General features: G+C 75.3%; 15 protein-coding genes and 1 pseudogene. 3 read left to right on the forward strand and 13 right to left on the reverse strand.

Features of this window, described 5'->3' with window-relative positions; genetic code table 11:
* Positions 1–44: 44 nt before the first annotated feature.
* Positions 45–848 (forward strand): annotated as a pseudogene (locus tag AC2TDM_RS14815) (EamA family transporter); the annotation flags it as partial.
* Positions 849–991: 143 nt separating this feature from the next.
* Here the strand turns inward: AC2TDM_RS14815 and ispF are convergent.
* From ispF to AC2TDM_RS14830, 3 genes are all read right to left on the reverse strand, one after another.
* Positions 992–1,522, reverse strand: coding sequence for a 2-C-methyl-D-erythritol 2,4-cyclodiphosphate synthase (gene ispF / locus AC2TDM_RS14820; protein WP_484636473.1), 531 nt, complete (start codon positions 1,520–1,522; stop codon positions 992–994).
* Positions 1,523–1,569: 47 nt separating this feature from the next.
* Complete coding sequence (locus AC2TDM_RS14825; protein ID WP_484635147.1) at positions 1,570–2,355, reverse strand: IspD/TarI family cytidylyltransferase; 786 nt, start codon at positions 2,353–2,355, stop codon at positions 1,570–1,572.
* Positions 2,356–2,420: 65 nt separating this feature from the next.
* Entirely contained in the window at positions 2,421–2,903 is a 483-nt protein-coding gene (locus AC2TDM_RS14830) for a CarD family transcriptional regulator (protein WP_090031065.1), read from the reverse strand.
* 210 nt (positions 2,904–3,113) lie between these two features.
* Here AC2TDM_RS14830 and AC2TDM_RS14835 point away from each other — a divergent pair, with 210 nt between their 5' ends.
* Positions 3,114–3,752: a hypothetical protein gene (locus tag AC2TDM_RS14835; protein ID WP_484635148.1), complete on the forward strand. Its 639-nt coding sequence runs from the start codon at positions 3,114–3,116 to the stop codon at positions 3,750–3,752.
* A 136-nt stretch (positions 3,753–3,888) separates the two neighbouring features.
* Here the strand turns inward: AC2TDM_RS14835 and pstB are convergent, their stop codons facing one another.
* From pstB to AC2TDM_RS14865, 6 genes are all read right to left on the reverse strand, one after another.
* Positions 3,889–4,668: a phosphate ABC transporter ATP-binding protein PstB gene (pstB, locus tag AC2TDM_RS14840; protein ID WP_090031066.1), complete on the reverse strand. Its 780-nt coding sequence runs from the start codon at positions 4,666–4,668 to the stop codon at positions 3,889–3,891.
* A 55-nt stretch (positions 4,669–4,723) separates the two neighbouring features.
* Complete coding sequence (gene pstA / locus AC2TDM_RS14845) at positions 4,724–5,692, reverse strand: phosphate ABC transporter permease PstA (RefSeq protein WP_090031067.1); 969 nt, start codon at positions 5,690–5,692, stop codon at positions 4,724–4,726.
* Positions 5,692–6,693: a phosphate ABC transporter permease subunit PstC gene (gene pstC / locus AC2TDM_RS14850; RefSeq protein ID WP_484635149.1), complete on the reverse strand. Its 1,002-nt coding sequence runs from the start codon at positions 6,691–6,693 to the stop codon at positions 5,692–5,694. Before pstC ends, pstA begins: the two co-directional genes overlap by 1 nt.
* Positions 6,694–6,784: 91 nt before the next feature.
* On the reverse strand, positions 6,785–7,873 hold the full coding sequence (pstS, locus tag AC2TDM_RS14855) for a phosphate ABC transporter substrate-binding protein PstS (protein ID WP_484636474.1): 1,089 nt from the start codon (positions 7,871–7,873) through the stop codon (positions 6,785–6,787).
* A 258-nt stretch (positions 7,874–8,131) separates the two neighbouring features.
* A complete protein-coding gene (locus tag AC2TDM_RS14860) occupies positions 8,132–8,851 on the reverse strand; it encodes a winged helix-turn-helix domain-containing protein (RefSeq protein WP_484635150.1) in 720 nt (239 codons plus the stop codon).
* Entirely contained in the window at positions 8,848–10,047 is a 1,200-nt protein-coding gene (locus AC2TDM_RS14865) for a sensor histidine kinase (protein ID WP_484635151.1), read from the reverse strand. The genes AC2TDM_RS14860 and AC2TDM_RS14865 overlap by 4 nt, the downstream gene beginning before the upstream one ends.
* A gap of 201 nt (positions 10,048–10,248) precedes the next feature.
* Here AC2TDM_RS14865 and phoU point away from each other — a divergent pair, with 201 nt between their 5' ends.
* On the forward strand, positions 10,249–10,908 hold the full coding sequence (gene phoU, locus AC2TDM_RS14870; protein ID WP_090031072.1) for a phosphate signaling complex protein PhoU: 660 nt from the start codon (positions 10,249–10,251) through the stop codon (positions 10,906–10,908).
* Positions 10,909–11,001: 93 nt separating this feature from the next.
* On the opposite strand, the gene AC2TDM_RS14875 is transcribed toward phoU, so the two are convergent.
* The 4 genes from AC2TDM_RS14875 to AC2TDM_RS14890 all read right to left on the reverse strand — a co-directional run bounded on the left by AC2TDM_RS14875 (position 11,002) and on the right by AC2TDM_RS14890 (position 14,962).
* The gene (locus AC2TDM_RS14875; RefSeq protein ID WP_090031073.1) at positions 11,002–11,739 is read right to left on the reverse strand and encodes a phosphoglyceromutase; all 738 of its coding nucleotides are present in this window, start codon (positions 11,737–11,739) and stop codon (positions 11,002–11,004) included.
* Between the two features lie 100 nt (positions 11,740–11,839).
* Positions 11,840–13,141, reverse strand: a complete 1,302-nt coding sequence (locus AC2TDM_RS14880) for a glycosyltransferase (protein WP_484636475.1) — start codon at positions 13,139–13,141, stop codon at positions 11,840–11,842.
* Between the two features lie 145 nt (positions 13,142–13,286).
* A complete protein-coding gene (locus AC2TDM_RS14885) occupies positions 13,287–14,597 on the reverse strand; it encodes a lactonase family protein (protein WP_484635152.1) in 1,311 nt (436 codons plus the stop codon).
* Between the two features lie 11 nt (positions 14,598–14,608).
* Positions 14,609–14,962 carry a histone-like nucleoid-structuring protein Lsr2 gene (locus AC2TDM_RS14890; protein ID WP_090031075.1) on the reverse strand — a complete coding sequence of 118 codons (354 nt, stop codon included), beginning with the start codon at positions 14,960–14,962 and terminating at the stop codon, positions 14,609–14,611.
* Between the last annotated feature and the right edge of the window lie 90 nt (positions 14,963–15,052).

A 15,052-nucleotide genomic window follows, 5' to 3' on the forward strand; every position in this document is an offset into this window, starting at 1 on the left:
GTTCACCACCTCGTGATGGTGCTGCACGCTCCTCGCGGCGCAGGATGACGCCCGTGCCGCCCCGTGACCGCCTCACCGCCCTGCTCGTCGCCCTGTGCTGGGGCGTGAACTTCCCCGCCATCCACCTGACCCTGGAGCAGTTCCCGCCGTTCCTGGCCGGGTCGCTGCGGTTCGCGGTGCTGGCCGTGCCGGCGGTCCTCCTCGTCCCGCGGCCGCAGGTGCCCCTGCGGTGGCTGCTCGGGTACGGGCTCGGGTTCGGCACGCTGCAGTTCGCGTTCCTGTACCTGGCGATGGACGGCGGCATGCCGACCGGCCTGGCGTCGCTCGTGCTGCAGTCGAGCGCGCCGTTCACCGTCGTCCTCGGCGCGCTGCTGCTGCGCGAGCGCGTCACCCGGCGGCAGGCCGTCGGCATCGCCGTCGCCGTGCTCGGCCTGACGGGCATCGCGGTGCTCCGCGCCGGCGCGCACGGTGCCGGCGGGCTCGTCCCCGTGCTGCTGACCCTGTGCGGCGGGCTGGGCTGGGCGCTGGGCAACCTCGCCAGCCGCCGCGCGCAGGCCCCCGACCCCGTGCGCTTCACGCTGTGGATGTCGACGGTCCCCGTGCTGCCCCTGCTCGCGCTGGCGCTCGTCGTCGACGGGCGGGACGCCGTCGTGCGGTCCTTCACCACGCTGGGCACGGCGACGGGTGCGTGGGCGCTGGCCGGGCTGGCGTTCACCGTGCTGGTCGCGACGCTGCTGGGGACCGGACGCTGGACGGCGCTCATGGCCCGGCACCCGTCGTCCGTCGTCGCGCCCTGGTCGCTGCTCGTGCCGGTGGTCGGCATCGGCACGAGCTGGTGGTGGTTCGGCGAGCGGCCGGCCGGCGGCGAGCTCGCGCTGGCGGCTCTCGTCGTCGGCGGGGTGCTGCTGGGCTCGACCGCCCGACCGGCGCCGCCGCCCCAGCCCGTGCCGCCGTCTCTGTCCGCGGCGCCGTCCCGCGATGCGGCGCGGTCTCAGCCCGCGGTCGCCGTGCCGGCGGGCGCCACGGGCACGACGAGGGCCGTGGCGATCCCCGCCACCCCCTCGCCCCTGCCGGTGAGACCGAGGCCGTCGGTCGTCGTCGCCGAGACCGAGACCGGCGCGCCGACGGCCGCCGACAGCGCCGCCTCCGCCTCCGCCCGCCGGGGTCCCAGCCGCGGCCGGTTGCCCACCACCTGCACGACGACGTTGCCGACCGCGTAGCCGGCCGCCCGGACCTGCCGGGCCGCCTCCGCCAGCAGCGTCGTGCCCGCCGCCCCCGCCCAGCGCGGGTCGGAGGTGCCGAAGACCGAGCCGAGGTCACCGATCCCCGCCGCCGTCAGCAGGGCGTCCGCCGCCGCGTGCGCCGCCACGTCGGCGTCGGAGTGGCCGGCGAGCGGTCGCTCCCCCGGCCACGCCAGCCCGGCCAGGTGCAGCACGGCGTTGGGCGCGGGGTCCGGGTCGTAGGCGTGCACGTCCACGCCGATCCCCGTGCGCGGCAGCCCCGCCGGCACCCCCGCCGCCATCCTGCCCGGCACCTCGTCGGGCACCCCTCCCGCGCCTGCGACGTCGGTCATCCCTGATCCCCCTCGTCGAGCAGCAGTCGCGCGACCGCGAGGTCGTGCGCCGTGGTCACCTTCATCGCCCGCTCCTCGCCGGGCACCACCCAGACCTCGGCGCCCAGCGCCTCGACGAGACCGGCGTCGTCGGTGAGGGCGGTCGCCTCGTCGCCCGCGAGGTGCGCGGCCGCCGCGTGCGCGCGGTCGAGGAGCGCGCGGTCGAACCCCTGCGGGGTCTGCACCGCGCGCAGCTCGCCGCGGTCGACGGTCGCCAGCACGGGCCACGCCGGGGGCGCGCCCGCCGGCCCGGGTACGGGACCGCCGGCGGCCCCGTGCACCGTCGTCGTGCCCGGTGCCACCTGCGGCCGTCCGACCCGCTTGAGCGTGTCCGTCACGGGCAGCCCCGGCACGACGGCGGCGCGACCGGCGCGCACCTCGGCCTCCACCGCGCGCACGAGGCCGGGACCCGCGAGCGCGCGCGCCGCGTCGTGCACGAGGACGACGTCGACGTCGGGCCCGAGCACGGCCAGCCCCGCCGCCACCGACGCCTGCCGCGAGGCGCCGCCGGCGACCAGCCGCACCGGCACGCCGTCCAGCTCGGCCGGCAGGACCGACGCGAAGGCCGCCTCGCCCCCCGGCGGCACCGTCACGACCACGGAGACGACGACGCCCGACGCGGCGAGGCGTCGGGCGGCGTGGAGGACCAGGGGCTCGCCCGCCAGCGGCACGAGGGCCTTGGGGCCGGCGGCACCCAGACGACGACCGTTGCCGGCGGCGGTCAGCACGGCAGCGGTCGTCATGGCGGAGCGGGGGACACGCGGTCTCCGGGGCAGGCGACGGGATCCGTCCGGGCCGCCGCGGTGCGTCAGGAGGCCAGGACCTCGTCGAGGATGGCCTCGGCCTTGTCCTCCTCGGTGTGCTCGGCCAGCGCGAGCTCCGAGACGAGGATCTGCCGGGCGCGGGCGAGCATGCGCTTCTCCCCGGCGGACAGGCCGCGGTCGGCGTCGCGGCGGGAGAGGTCGCGGACGACCTCGGCCACCTTGATGACGTCACCCGAGGCGATCTTCTCGAGGTTCGCCTTGTAGCGGCGCGACCAGTTGGTCGGCTCCTCGGTGTAGGGGGCGCGCAGGACCTCGAAGACCCGGTCCAGCCCCTCCTGCCCGACGACGTCGCGGACGCCGACGAGGTCGACGTTCTCGGCCGGCACCTCGATGGTCAGGTCGCCTTGCGCGACCTTGAGCTTGAGGTAGATCTTGTCCTCGCCCCGGATGGTCCGGGTCTTGATCTCCTCGATGAGTGCGGCCCCGTGGTGCGGGTAGACAACAGTCTCCCCAACCGTGAAAGTCATCTGCAGGTGTCCCCTTTCGCAATGGCCGAGTCTAGCACGCGACCCCTTCGCGACGGCCGTCCCCGTGGTCTGCGTCACACCACCGTGGCGCGCGAATCCGCAGGTCAGCGGCCGGACCTGCGGCGGGACCGCCCGAGGGGCCGCACGCGTCCCCCGACCGATAGGCTCGGGGCCGCACGTCGAGGACCAGACACGACCCCAGGAGCACCCGTGACCGCGTTGCCCGCGTCCCTGCCCGCGCGCCCGTCGCGCCGCCCCGCGCGCCCCCGTGCACAGGCACGCACCGGGGCCCGCGCCGATGCACGCACGGTGGCGCGGGCCCTGCCCGCCGCCGGGTTCGCGGTGCTCGCCCTGGCCGGCTGCACGGCGACGAACCCCGTCACCACCAACGTGAGCTACGACCCCTCGGACGGCATCGGCGTCACCGTCGGGACCGTCTACGCCCAGAACCTCCTGGTCCTCACGACGGCGGAGGGCGAGCCGGGGGTGCTCGTCGGCGCGTTCACCAACGAGAGCTCGGACGCGGTCGACGTGTCCCTCGAGCTGCCGGGCGGCGAGAGCGACAGCCTCGACCTGGCGGCGGCCGAGGCCGTCTACCTCGGCACGGAGGACGACGAGGGGATCGCCATCGACACGGTGCCCGCGGCACCGGGGGGCCTCGTCGACGTCACGGTGTCCACGCCGGAGGGCGGGTCGCAGACGGTCCGCGTCCCCGTGCTCGACGGCACGCTGCCGGAGTACGCCACGCTCGTCCCCACCCCGCCCGGCTCCACCGTCTCCCCGAGCGCGACGCCCGCCCCCAGCGGCTCCGCCGGCGCCGGGAACGAGGAGGGCGAGGAGGAGGGCTGACGCGCCCCCTCCGGGCCCGGCCCGGCGGCCCGGTCGGGCCACCCGGCCCCCACCCGCGCACGGCGACGGAGGCCCGCACCCCGAGGGGTGCGGGCCTCCGTGGCATCGCGGGCACGGCCGGGGCCGCGCGCGCCGGTCAGCCGAAGCGGCCGGAGATGTAGTCCTCCGTGGCCTGCTCGTGCGGGGAGGAGAAGATCGTCGAGGTGTCGTCGATCTCGATGAGGCGACCGGGCTTGCCGGTGCCGGCGATGTTGAAGAACCCCGTGCGGTCGCTCACGCGCGCGGCCTGCTGCATGTTGTGCGTGACGATGACGATCGTGTAGTCGTCCTTGAGCTCGGCGATGAGGTCCTCGATCGCGAGCGTCGAGATGGGGTCCAGCGCCGAGCACGGCTCGTCCATGAGGAGCACCTGCGGCTTCACCGCGATGGCGCGCGCGATGCACAGGCGCTGCTGCTGGCCGCCCGACAGGCCCGACCCGGGCCGGTCGAGGCGGTCCTTGACCTCGTTCCAGAGGTTGGCGCCCTGCAGGGACTGCTCGACGAGGTCCTGCGCGTCGCCCTTGGAGATGCGCTTGTTGTTCAGCCTCACCCCGGCCAGCACGTTCTCGGCGATGGACATCGTCGGGAACGGGTTGGGGCGCTGGAAGACCATGCCGACGTGCCGGCGGACCGCGACGGGGTCGACGTCGGAGCCGTACATGTCCACGCCGTCCATGACGACCTTGCCCTCGGCCCGGGCGCCGGGGATGACCTCGTGCATGCGGTTGAGCGTCCGCAGGAAGGTCGACTTGCCGCAGCCCGACGGGCCGATGAGCGCCGTGACCGTGCGGGGCTCGATCGTCATGGAGACGTCGGCCACGGCCAGGAAGCTGCCGTAGTAGATGTTCAGGTCGCTGACGTCGATGCGCTTGGCCATCGGTGTCCTTCGGGGTGTGGTGTCGGCCGGCCGGAGAGGTGCTCCGCCGGGGCGGTCAGCGACCGGCCTTGGGGGCGAAGAAGCGGGCGATGAGGCGCGCGATCAGGTTGAGCGCCATGACGATGAGGATGAGCGTCAGGGCGGCGGCCCAGGCGCGGTCGAAGTTGATCGTCGGGATGCAGTCGGTCGCCCCCGCCACGCAGGACACGTTGCCCTGACGGTACTGCCCGAAGATGTACACGGGCAGGGTCATCATGCGGCCGTCGAAGACGTTGGTGTTGATGCTGTCGACCGTGCCCGCCACGATGAGCAGCGGGGCCGTCTCGCCGATGACGCGGGCGATGGCCAGCATGACGCCCGTCGCGATGCCCGCGATCGCGGTGCGGAGCACGACCTTGAGGATCGTCAGGTACTTCGGCACGCCCAGCGCGTAGGAGGCCTCCCGCAGCTCGTTCGGCACGAGCCGGAGCATCTCCTCGCAGGACCGCACGACGACCGGGATCATGAGGACCGAGAGCGCCACCGACCCGGCGATGCCCAGGCGGACGCCCGGCCCGAAGAACAGCGCGAACAGGGCGTAGGCGAACAGGCCCGCGACGATCGACGGGATGCCCGTCATGACGTCGACGAAGAAGGTGACGGACTTCGCCAGCCGCCCGCGGCCGTACTCGACGAGGTAGATCGCGCACAGCAGCCCGATCGGCACGCTGATGAGCGCGGCGAAGAGGGTGATGAGGAGCGTGCCGAGGATGGCGTGGTAGATGCCGCCGGCGTCCATCCCGCCGAACACGCCGCGCATCGACACCGTGAGGAAGTAGAGGTCGAACCGCTCGAGGCCGCGGCTGATGACGGTCCACGACACCGACACCAGGGGCACGAGGGCCACGGCGAAGGCGAGCGTCACGACCACGGTCATGAGGCGGTCGGCCCGCTTGCGGCTCGGCTCCAGGCCGGCGCCGGTGAGCTGGCGGCGCAGCTCGTCGTCGGCGGCGGGTCGCGTGGGGGCGCTCTGCACGGTGGCCATCAGTTCGCTCCGGAGAACTCGGCCCGGCGCGAGACGATCCAGCGCGCGAGCATGTTGACGGCGAGGGTGATCACGAACAGCACGAGGCCCGTGGCGATGAGCGTGCTGACGCCATAGGTGTTGGCCTCGGGGAACTGGTTGGCGATGTTCGCCGCGATCGTCTGGTGCTGCCCGGCCTGCAGGAGCGCGAAGCTGTAGGCGAAGCCCGGCGACAGGATCATGAGGACGGCCATCGTCTCCCCCAGGGCGCGGCCGAGACCGAGCATCGCGGCGGAGATGATCCCCGAGCGGGCGAAGGGCAGGACCGCCGTGCGGATCACCTCCAGGCGGGTCGCGCCGAGGGCCAGCGCGGCCTCCTCGTGCAGGCGCGGCGTCTGGAGGAAGACCTCCCGGCAGACCGCGGTGATGATCGGCAGGATCATCACCGCGAGCACGACGCCGACGGTGAAGACCGTGCGGGCGGGGTGGGCCGCGGGACCGTCGAACAGCGGGATCCAGCCCAGGTACTGGGCGAGGAAGTCCTGCACCGGCACGATCCGCGGCGCCAGCACCAGCGAACCCCACAGCCCGTAGACCACGGAGGGGATCGCGGCGAGCAGGTCCACGAGGTAGCCGAGGCCCTGCGCGAGCCGCCGCGGCGCGTAGTGCGAGATGAACAGCGCGATGCCGATCGCCAGCGGCGTGCCGATGAGCAGCGCGAGGACCGCGGCCAGCAGGGTGCCGAACACGAGCGGCCCGACGTAGCCGAGGATCCCGCCGGACTCGGGGAACCAGGAGATGCGCTCGGCCAGCTCGGCCGGGCTCGTCGTCACGGCCGGCATCGCCTCGAGCACGAGGAACACCGTCACCGCCGCGAGCAGCGCGAGGATGGTGACGCCCGAGGCGGTGCTCAGGCGGGCGAACGCGCGGTTGGCCAGGCTCGCGCGGCCGTGGGTCATGGACTCCGCCGGGGTCAGCGACGGCTCGGCGCCCTCGGGGCGTCGCGTCGGGGTGGTGCTCATCGGTCCTCCGGGGGTCCGGTGGTCGTTCCGGGGGCGGCGCGCCGGTGGCCGGTCCCGAGCGGGACCGGCCACCAGCGTGACGTGCGTGGCGTCAGGACGCCAGGGTGATGGCGTCGATCGCCGCCGTGACCTGCTCGCGCAGGGTCTCGGAGATCGGGGCGTTGCCCGCGGCGCCCGCCGCGGCCTGCTGGCCGTCCTCCGACGCGAGGTAGGTCAGCCACGCCTTGACGAGGTCGACCTGCTCCTGCTCCTCGTACGCGAGGCAGGCGATCGTGTAGGAGACGAGGACCATCGGGTAGGCGCCCGCCTCCGTGGTGTCGCGCTCGAGCTCGAGCGCCAGGTCGTGCTCCGCGCGCCCCTCGGCGACCGGGGAGGCGTCGACGACCGCCGCGGCGGCCTCCGGCGAGAACGGCACGTACTCCTCGCCGACCTTCACCGCGACGGTGCCGAGCGAGCCGGCGCGCGAGGCGTCGGCGTAGCCGATGGTGCCCTCGGCGCCCTCGACCGTCTGGACCACGCCGGACGTGCCCTGCGCGGACTGCGTCCCGCTGAAGGGCCAGTCGCCCGACGGCTCCTCCGTCCACACCTCGGGGGCGGCCGCGGCGAGGTACTCCGTGAAGTTCTCCGTCGTGCCGGACTCGTCGGAGCGGTTGACCGGCGTGATGGCCAGGTCGGGCAGCGTCACGCCCTCGTTCTCCGCGGCGATGGCCGGGTCGTTCCAGTTCGTGATCGCGCCGGAGAAGATGCCGGCGATCGTCGCGGCGCTCATCTGGAGCTGCTCCGTGACCTCGGGCAGGTTGTAGATGACCGCGATGGGGCTGATGTACAGCGGGAGCTCGGTGACGCCGGCGCCGAAGCAGCGCTCCTCGGCCGTCGCCAGCTCCTCCTCGTCCAGCGCCGCGTCGGAGCCGGCGAAGTCCGTGCCGCCCTCGAGGAACTGCGTGCGACCCGCGCCGGAGCCGGCCGGGTCGTAGGAGACCGACACATCGGGGTTCGCGCTCTGGAAGCCGGCGCGCCACGCCTCCATCGCCGACTCCTGCGAGCTCGCGCCCGCACCGACGAGCTCGCCCGACAGCTCCGAGCCGCCCGCCGCGGGGGCGGAGCTCTCGCCACCGGCGGCACCGGGCACGGCGTTGTCCGACCCGCAGGCGGCCAGCGTCAGGGCGAGGGCGCCCACCACCACACCGGCACGAGCCCCACGGCTGGTTCGGTTCAGCTTCACGTCATTCCGTCCGTTCGTCGCACGTCCGCGCACGTCCTGCGCGCCGTGACCCGACGGTAGGCAGGGCAGGTGACCGGGTGGTCGGGCTCGGGTGAACCGCGGGTGAACGACGGGCGACGACTCGTCCGGGTGACGCCCTGCCCCCTTGACGGCGCGCCCGCGGCGCGGCATAGGTGTGGCCGGGGTCACGCCCGTCCTCGCCGGCCCGGCGACCGGTCAGGCCGTGGCGGGGTCGTCGAGCTTGTAGCCCAGGCCGCGGACGGTGACGAGCAGCCGGGGGTCGGCGGGGTCGTCCTCGATCTTGGCCCGCACCCGCTTGACGTGGACGTCGAGGGTCTTGGTGTCCCCCACGTAGTTCGCGCCCCACACCCGGTCGATGAGCTGGCCGCGCGTGAGCACCCGGCCCGCGTTGCGCATGAGCAGCTCGAGCAGCTCGAACTCCTTGAGCGGGAACGCGACGGCGCTGCCGCGCACGTGCACCGTGTGCCGCTCGACGTCGAGGAGCACGGGCCCCACCTCCAGCACGTCGCCGTCCTCGCCCCCGGCGGCGGCACCGGCCCCGCCGGCGCGCGGCCGCCGCAGCACGGCCCGCACGCGGGCGACGAGCTCGCGGCCCGAGTACGGCTTCGTCACGTAGTCGTCGGCCCCGAGCTCCAGGCCGACGACCTTGTCGATCTCGTCGTCCTTGGCCGTCAGCATGACGACCGGCACGTCGGAGGTGAGCCGGATGCGCCGGCAGACCTCCGTGCCCGGCATGCCGGGCAGCATGAGGTCGAGCAGCACGAGGTCGACGGGCGGCTCGGTGGCCGCCTCGAACGCGGCGAGCCCGTCGGGCCCCGTCTCGGCGACCCGCACGTCGTAGCCCTCGCGCCGCAGCAGGAAGGCGAGCGGCTCGGAGTACGAGGGCTCGTCCTCGACGACGAGGATCAGGGTCACGGCACGCTCCGGGTGGTCTCGGGGTCGGGGTCTCGGCCGGGGCCGGTGGCCGCCGGCGCCGCCGCCCGCTCCGGGGCGAGCGGCAGCCGCAGGGTGAAGGTGGAGCCGCGGCCCGGGCGCGACCAGACAGCCACGTCGCCCCCGTGGTCCAGGGCGACGTGCTTGACGATGGACAGGCCGAGGCCCGTCCCGCCGGTGTCGCGGGAGCGGGCCGGGTCCACGCGGTAGAACCGCTCGAAGACGCGCTCGAGGTCGTCGGCGCCGATCCCGATGCCCTGGTCGACCACCGCGATCTCCACGACGTCGTCGAGCCGCCGCACCCCGACGCCCACGCGGGTGCCCGGGTTGGAGTAGGCCACGGCGTTGTCGAGCAGGTTCCGCACGGCGGTCACGAGGAGGTTGTGGTCGCCGACGACCTCGCACCCCGCGTCCTCGCCCACGACGATCTCGATCTCCTTGGCCGCCGCCACGGTCCGCGCGCGGTCCGCCGCCTCCCCGAGGACGTCCGCGACCCGCACCCGCTGCGCGTCCCCGGGCACCGCCGTGCTCTGCAGCCGCGACAGCTCGATGATCTCCTGCACGAGCTGGCCCAGCCGCGCCGCCTCCGAGCGCATGCGGGTCCCGAACCGGCGCACCGCCTCCGGGTCCTCCGCCGCCTCGACCGTCGCCTCGGCCAGGAGGGACAGCGCGCCCACGGGCGTCTTCAGCTCGTGCGAGACGTTGACGACGAAGTCCCGGCGCACGGCCTCGAGCCGGCGGGCGCCCGTGAGGTCCTCGGCGAGGACGAGCACGTGGCGGTGCGTCACCTGCGCGACCCGGACCTGCAGGAGCAGCAGCCCCGGCCCGTGGGGACCTCGCGGCACCTCGAGCTCCTCGTCGGCGATGACGCCGTCGCGCCGCACGCGCGCGACGAGCTCGCGGACCGCGACCGGGGCCAGCCGGCCCTCGCGGACGAGCCCGAGGGCCAGCGCCGGGGCGCTCGCCCGCACGACGCGGTCCGACTCGTCCAGCACGACGGCGGCCGAGCGCAGGACGGCCAGGACGCGCACGATCCCCTCGTCCACCGGCGGCGCCGGCAGGGCCGGGACCCGGCGCTGGGCGCGCTCGCTGAGCCGGAACGCCAGCACGGACACGACGCCGACGAGCACGCCGAGCAGCCCTGCGCCCAGCGTGACGACCCCGGTCAGCCCCTCCACAGCGCTCACTGTAGGGGCGGCCCGGCGGCGCCCCGGACGCCGGCCGACCCTGCGCGCAGGGCCCCGCGCCGAGCCGTGCGGGGCGTGACCCTGGTGTTCACCCGACGGGGACGCGGTGTTCACCTCGACGTGCCAGGCTTGTCCCCAGACCCTGCACGTCGCCGTGCCCGCGCACCGCGCGCACGCCAGGAAAGGACCCGCATGCGGCAGATCTTCGAGGCCGAGCTCAAGGCGCTCGGCGAGGGGCTCGAGAACATGAGCACCCTCGTCCAGCGCGCGATCACGCAGGCCGGCGTGTCGCTGACCAGCACCGACCTGGCGGTCGCCGAGGCGGTGATCGCGGACGACATGGCCATCGACGCCCTCGAGAACGAGCTCGACGAGCGGTGCGTGCGCCTGCTCGCGCAGCAGCAGCCCGTCGCCACGGACCTGCGCGTCGTCGTCACCGCGCTGCGCATCAGCGCGTCCCTGGAGCGCATGGGCGACCTCGCGCGGCACATCGCGCAGGTCGCGCGCGGCCGGTACCCCCGCCACGCCGTGCCCCAGCACCTCACGGAGACCTTCGCGGAGATGGACGCGGCGGCCGTCCGCCTGGCGCACCGGATCTCGGAGCTGCTCGTCACGCGCGACCTCGCGCTCGCCGCGGCCATCGAGGCCGACGACGACCTGCTCGACTCCCTGCACGAGGACACCTTCACGGCCCTGCTCGGCGGGTCGTGGGCGGGCACCGCGCAGGAGACCATCGACGTCACGCTGCTCGGCCGCTACTACGAGCGCTTCGGCGACCACGGGGTCTCGGTGGCCCGGCGCATCGCCTACCTCGTCACCGGCGAGGCCGCGGAGTCGGTCGTCGCGCACTGACGACCGCACCGACGTTCGCGCCCCGACGGGCAGGAGCACAGGAGCCCGGCACCTCGCTCGAGGTGCCGGGCTCCTGCATTCGTCCGGGGTGCGTCAGCGGCCCTGGTTGGCGACCGCGGCGATGGCGGCGGCCGCGGCCTCGGGGTCGAGGTACTGACCGCCCGCGGTGACGGGCTTCAGGTCGTCGTCGAGCGTGTAGAGGAGCGGGATGCCGGTGGGGACGTTGAGGCCCGCGATGGTGGCGTCGTCGATGCCGTCGAGGTGCTTGATGAGCGCGCGGATGGAGTTGCCGTGCGCGGCGACGAGGACGACCTTGTCCGCCCGCAGGTCGGGGACGATCTCCTCCTCCCAGTACGGCAGCATCCGGACGAGGACGTTCGCGAGGGCCTCCGTGCGCGGGATGGGCTCGCCGGCGTAGCGCGGGTCGGCGTCCTGGGAGAACTCGGAGCCGAGCTCGATCTCGGGCGGCGGGACGTCGTAGGACCGGCGCCAGAGCATGAACTGCTCCTCGCCGTACGTGTCGAGCGTCTGCTTCTTGTCCTTGCCCTGCAGGGCGCCGTAGTGACGCTCGTTGAGGCGCCACGTCCGCTTCACCGGGATCCAGTGGCGGTCGGCGGCGTCGAGCGCGAGGTTCGCCGTCGTGATCGCGCGGCGCAGGAGCGAGGTGTGCACCACGTCGGGCAGCACGCCCGCGTCCGTGAGCAGCGCGCCGCCGCGCTTCGCCTCCGCGACGCCCTTCTCCGACAGGGCCACGTCCACCCAGCCGGTGAAGAGGTTCTTGGCGTTCCACTCGCTCTCGCCGTGGCGGAGCAGCACGAGGGTGTAGGTCATGGGCGTCATCCTGCCGCAGGCGCCCGGGGGACGCAGGGACGTCCGTCCCCGGGGACGGACGGCGGACCGGGTAGCGCGCCGGGGCGGCGCCGAGGACGGCTCAGCGCCGCCCGGCCCCCTCACGGGCGACGGCGTACACCTTGAGCACCTGGTCGGCGGCGGCGTCCCAGCCGAACCGCTCGGCGGCCGGCCGCGCCCCCGCGGCGAGCCGCGCCCGCAGCGCGTCGTCGTCGAGCACCTCCTGCAGCGCCTCCGCCCAGCGGTGCGGGTCGTGCCCGCGCACGAGGCGGCCGGACACCCCGTCCTCGACGATGCTGCGCAGCCCGCCGACGGCCGCGGCGACGACGGGGACGCCGCACGCCTGCGCCTCGGCGGCGACGAGGCCGAAGGACTCGCTGCGCGAGGGCATCGCGACGACGTCGGCCGCGCGGAACCACAGCGGCAGGCGCTCCCGGTCCGCCGGCGGCCGCACGAGGACGTCGTCGCCCACGCCGAGGGTCGCCGCCAGCGCGGTCAGCTCCCGCACGGCGGTGGAGCTGCCGCTGGGTCCGCCGAGGACGACGAGCAGCGGCCGCGGCCCCGGCCCGTCGGCCAGCACGCCGAGCGCGCGGACCAGCACGTCCGGGGCCTTGAGCGCCTGCACGCGCCCCGCGAAGAGCACGACGGGCCGGTCCACGGGCAGGCCCACGGCCTCCCGCGCCGCCCGCCGGTCCCCCGGCGTGAACCGGTCGAGGTCGACCCCCGGCTCGACCACGTGCACGCGGTGCGGGTCGGCGCCGTACAGCTCGACGAGCTCGCGCGCCTCGTCGCCCGTGCTGGCGACGAGGGCGTCCGCCGCCCGCACGACGTCCTCCTCGCCGACGACGCGCGCGGGCGGCTCGGGCCGGTCCCCGGGCGCGAGCGCGGCGTTCTTCACCAGCGCGAGGGTGTGCGAGGTGTGCACGAGCGGGACGTCCCAGCGGTGCGCGGCCAGCAGGCCGACCTGCCCCGACAGCCAGTAGTGCGAGTGCACGACGTCGTACCAGCCGGGCAGGCGCGCCGCCTCGGAGCGCAGGACGCCCGCGGCCATGCTGCACAGCACGGCGGGCAGGTCGTTCTTGTCGAGGGCCTCGAAGGGACCGGCCGGGACGTGGTGCACGAGCACCGGCGGCACGGTCCCGGCCGGCACCTCGTCGGCCAGCAGGAGCGCCCGGGCCGGCTCGCCGCGCAGGGGCCGGCCCTCCGCGTCGCGGCCGTCGAGGACCACCGTGTCGGGCTGCTCGGAGGACGTGGCGCGCGTGAAGATCTCGACGCGGGCGCCGCGGACGGCGAGCGCCCGCGCGAGCTCCAGGACGTACACGTTCATGCCGCCCGCGTCCCCGGTGCCGGGCTGCTCGAGCGGCGAGGTGTGCACGGACAGCATCGCGACGCGCGGTGCGTGCGGTCCCTTCACGCGGTGTCCTCCGGGCGGGGTGGGCGGGGCCCGCGGGCCCCCGGCGAGGCAGCATCCTGCCGCTGCCGATCCTCCCCCGACCGCGACGTCCGCGCCCGCCCGTCTCGCGGTGCCCTCAGCGGCCGACGACCACGCAGGCGGGTGCGGGGACCGCGAGCCGCCCGCCGACGACCGCCGGCGTGTCGGCGGCGGATGCGTCGGTGCCCGGTGCGTCGGCGCCACCCGCTCCGCCCGGCCGCACGGCCACGACGGCGTCCGCGTGCTGCAGCGCGACCACGGTCCAGCCCGCGAGGACCGCGTGGTGCCGCGGCCAGGCGCCGGGCAGCGCCGTCGTCCACGCGGGCGCCGCCAGGAGCGCGGCCGCCGCGGCGTCGCCGGCGGCGTCGACCCGGCGGTGGACGAGGACGTCGTCAGGGCCGCGGCCGAGGGCCGGTCCGGCGCCGCGCACCCCGACCGTCAGCGTGCCGTCGACGAGGGTCACGTGCGAGGGCAGCGGGTCGGGCGCGGCGCCTCCCGGCGCACCACCCGGCACACCTGTCGGCACGGCGTCGCCGACGAGCGGCACGTCGCCCAGGAGCCTTCCCGTCGACGTCGCCGCGTCCCAGGCGAGGACGTGCAGGCGGCCGTCGAGCTCGCCGACGACGAGCAGGCACGCGCCGTCGGGGGTGACGGCGAGGTGCCGCGGACCGGTGCCGGGAGGCAGGACGGCGGCGGTGCCGTCGGGGTCGACGACGAGCCCCTCCGCGCCGCGACGCACGCGGAAGCGGCGCAGCGTGTCCGTCCCGAGGTCGACGGCCAGCACGGCACCGCCCGGCGCGCGGGCGACGAAGTGGGCGTGGGGCGCCTCCTGCCGGTCGGCGCGCGGGCCGGACCCGGTGGTGCCGTGCACCTGGGTGGGGCCGCCCGCCGCGAGGACCGCGGGTGCGAACCGGCCGTCGTCGGCCAGGGGCAGGACGGCCAGCGTCCCGCCGGTGTAGGTCGCCACCAGGAGCGCGTGCGCACCCTCGTGCTCGACGACGAGCAGGTGGCAGGGGTCCGCGCCGCCGGCGGCCACGGTGGACAGGGGGCGCAGGGCGTGCCCCTCGACCGCGAACGCCGTCACCGTGCCCTCCGCCGCCTCCCCCACGGCGTAGAGCACGTCGACCCCCGGGTGCAGGGCCAGGAACGACGGGGCCGGGGTTGCCACCACGGGCCCCTCGGCCCCGGGGACGCCGTCGGCGCCGAGCGCGGTCAGCGACCCGTCCGCAGGGTCGAGCACCGCCCGCCAGATCCCCTCGCCCCGGCCGACCGGCGTGCCCGCCCCGGCCGCGGGATACGACCCGAGCCAGAGGGGCACGCCACCGGCTGGCACGCCGTCGGAGGGCACGCCGTCGGAGGGCACGCCGTCGAGGGGCACGCCGTCGAGGGGCACGGCGTCGAGGGGCACGGCGGACGTGCTCAGTGCGCGGCCTCGTACGCGGCCTTCACCTCGGCCGAGATGCGGCCCCGCTCGGAGACCTCCATGCCGTTCTCCTTGGCCCACTCGCGGATGGCCTGCGCCTCGTTGGACGAGGAGCGCTTCGGCCGGTTCGCGGCGGAGCCCGCCGAGCCGGAGGACCGGCCCTGGCTGCGGCCGCTGCCGACGCGGCGCGCGTGGCCGACCCAGCTCGAGAGCTCGTCACGGAGCTTGGCGGCGTTGTCGGTGGTGAGGTCGATCTCGTAGCTCACGCCGTCGAGCGCGAACGTCACCGTCTCGTCGGCGGTGCCGCCGTCGATGTCGTCCACGAGCAGGACCTGGACCTTCTGTGCCATGGCTTTCTCCGTCATTCGTCGAATTGCACGGGGGGGGTGCGTCGACATCATGTCCGCAGCAAGAGTCGGGCGTCAAACGAAACGCCGTGA

This window comes from Cellulomonas sp. plas2, assembly GCF_057221735.1.